This is a genomic window from Bacillus sp. 05T22, from assembly GCF_056396765.1.
Genome location: NZ_JBFTMC010000213.1, coordinates 1 through 2,793, shown reverse-complemented (window position 1 = coordinate 2,793; position 2,793 = coordinate 1). Strand labels below are relative to the sequence as shown.

The window sequence follows — 2,793 nt, the reverse complement described above, 5'->3', positions numbered from 1 at the left end:
CTTCTAACTCTTCTACTTGCTGCATTGTATCTCCTTTTATTAAAGAAAAATCTGTTGTATCCTCAGTCTCTTCTTTAAAAAATTCATTACTATATTCTTTTTCCACTACAATCACCTCTACCTGCTAGTGTAGGGATGATTGTCCAATTTTATTCATTTTTTGTCCGATTTCCTCAGAATTTGTTCTAAATTATGTATAGGAGAAAAGGACAGAATTGATATTCTGTCCTTACTTATTAAAATAACTATGATGAATCGTTAAATTATATACATTTTCAAAGTCACGATCTTGAAGATTGTTCTTTTGACCATCAATAACAATGCAAACATCTTTTACGATTTTCGCTGGTATGATGCCGACATTTTCAACTTGCACCGCCTTTTGTTCATTTAACTGCTCTATATACTCTAAAGGTACTGTAATACTAAATTGAGAGCGGATGCCACGGAAATTTGTATTTAATTCATCTTCTGTCACAAATACCACAATCTTCGCCCCAATTTTTTCTGCATACGTATCAAGAAATACATTTAAACTTTGTGCATATTCTGTTTCAGTTTGCCACTCCATCGTACCAAATGCTGCTGGGTTTACATTTTGAATAATTGTTGTGTAGATCTCACCTCGTGCTTTCGAAGCAATTAATGATCGTTTAATAGATTGAACGGTCTTTCCGATATCACTAAATTTTGCACCCCATATTTCAGAAATGTTTGGAGTTAAAATAAATGCAATATCAACAAATACCACCATTGCAACGAACATCAAAATATTTTTCCAGAGGGTTAAATCAATACCTTTCATCATGAAATAAATTGTGACTGATGTAATAAACACACCATACCATGTTTTTCGAATAAATTGCTTTTTCTCTTCGTACAATTCTTCATTTCTCCAGTAAAAGAAAATAAGAAATAAAAAGACTAGTACGAGAAAAAACAAACCAATTCGAATGTTAGAGACTGTCAATCACATCACCCTCCATTCAAAAACTTCTCACGATATCATTACATGCTCAACTTTCTCTCATTATGACAAAAGACATGGACAACCTTCTAAAGTTAGCTGCATTGCATATACATGAGAAGGAAGCCACATCTTTTATAATGAATCTACATTTTATATGTAGACAAGCATACATTTCAAATTTTCACAAATATTTTTTATCAGGATATATGTTTCGGAATCACACCTTCCGGAACTTCACCATCCATACTTAAATAGTAATGACGAATTGGGCGTAAATTTTCATCTAGTTCATATACGAGTGGTATACTCGTCGGAATATTTAATGATACAACACCATCATCCGATAGATTATCTAAATATTTTACAAGAGAGCGAATCGTATTTCCATGCGATGAGATAATTACCTTTTGTCCAGATTGTAACATCGGTGCAATTTCATTATGCCAAAAGTCCAATACTCTTTGTTCCGTATCCTCTAAGCACTCAGTAAGTGGAAACTCCCCTTTTTTCAACAACTTATATCTTGGATCATCAGCTTCATACCTTGGATCATCTTCAGTAAGTGCTGGCGGTCTTACATCAGTACTTCTTCTCCATATATGAACTTGCTCATCACCATATTTCTTTGCTGTCTCATCCTTATTTAATCCTTGCAATGCTCCATAATGTCTTTCATTTAACTTCCATGATTTATGTACAGGAACCCATGCAAGATCCATTTCATGTAGAATAATCCACAACGTTCGAATTGCCCGTTTTAAAACAGACGTATACGCAAAATCAAACGTATATCCATTGTTTTTTAAAATTGCACCTGCTTCTCTTGCTTCATTTAATCCATTTTTTGATAAGTCTACATCTGTCCATCCTGTAAATCTGTTTTCAAGATTCCATAAACTTTGTCCGTGACGAATGAGTACAAGTTTTATCATAATAATCCCCTTCCGGAAATGAAAATTTAAATTTTGCAATGCGTACACGTAATAAAGTATCTGGTAATGTTAATTTTTTATCCATTTATTCTATGATTTATCCATAGTTGCCAAAATACATGGATAAAATCGGTTCTTTTTCAAACTCTAAAAACAGACGAATGATTTATTTACTCATTTTAATCAACTGGTTCTTCACGCTTAGATAACCATGCATCAAAACCTAAACGGCTATTTGCTAGTTCGGTCATCACTTGATGCCAGTTTTCTTCACATGTTTCACCAAATGTTGAAAAAATACTTCCCATTTGTTTTCTTTGCACATCGCTTAACTTTCTCTCTAGTTCTGCTCCTTCTTTTGTTAGGACAAGCTGTTTCACACGACGATCGTGTTCTGCTTCATTGCTTTCAATAAGCCCTTTTTCAAGAAGCTGACGGAGTGGTCCGTGAAGAGCTTGTTTACTTATTTCTAACAGAGATAACAATTCATTTATACTAAGCCCTGGAAAACGAGCAATAAAAAATAAGATTCGATGATGCACTCGCTGTATACCATACTCTTTTATAATTTCATCTGGTTTTTCTGTAAATGTTTTATATGCAAAATAAAACAATGCAAGTGCTTGGTTCATTTGTTCTTCTTTATGTTGTGTCATCTACTTTCCCCCTATATGTAAATTATACCACAATTTATATATAGAATATGAAATCAACCGCTTTGACTTAATAAAGGAGACCTTACGTGAACTACCCGCCACTTAACGCTCTTACGAGCTGTTTGAAGTGGGGGCTTCTCGGTTAGTCGTTACTTTTATTAGCTAACGAATTAGTCGTAAGACCACGAGCTATCTCCCATGTTCCATAGGTTCTTTGATATGATTTATGATCATG

The 2,793-nt window shown here is 33.9% G+C and carries 4 protein-coding genes; all 4 read right to left on the bottom strand.

Features of this window, described 5'->3' with window-relative positions; all coding sequences use genetic code 11:
* On the bottom strand, positions 1–106 hold a 106-nt coding region (locus AC1DIT_RS27810; RefSeq protein WP_476998577.1), incomplete at its 3' end, for a D-alanyl-D-alanine carboxypeptidase.
* A 123-nt stretch (positions 107–229) separates the two neighbouring features.
* Positions 230–970 (bottom strand): type II toxin-antitoxin system SpoIISA family toxin, encoded by a 741-nt coding sequence (locus tag AC1DIT_RS27805; RefSeq protein WP_016114880.1) that lies wholly within the window; start codon positions 968–970, stop codon positions 230–232.
* 197 nt (positions 971–1,167) lie between these two features.
* Positions 1,168–1,902 carry a 2,3-diphosphoglycerate-dependent phosphoglycerate mutase gene (gene gpmA / locus AC1DIT_RS27800; protein WP_016114879.1) on the bottom strand — a complete coding sequence of 245 codons (735 nt, stop codon included), beginning with the start codon at positions 1,900–1,902 and terminating at the stop codon, positions 1,168–1,170.
* A 179-nt stretch (positions 1,903–2,081) separates the two neighbouring features.
* Complete coding sequence (locus AC1DIT_RS27795) at positions 2,082–2,558, bottom strand: MarR family winged helix-turn-helix transcriptional regulator (RefSeq protein ID WP_016114878.1); 477 nt, start codon at positions 2,556–2,558, stop codon at positions 2,082–2,084.
* Between the last annotated feature and the right edge of the window lie 235 nt (positions 2,559–2,793).

What these genes read in the sequence shown, in the direction of transcription:
- gpmA (WP_016114879.1), bottom strand. Translation starts at nt 1,902, where the DNA reads ATGATAAAACTTGTACTCATTCGTCACGGACAAAGTTTATGGAATCTT.
- AC1DIT_RS27795 (WP_016114878.1), bottom strand. Translation starts at nt 2,558, where the DNA reads ATGACACAACATAAAGAAGAACAAATGAACCAAGCACTTGCATTGTTT.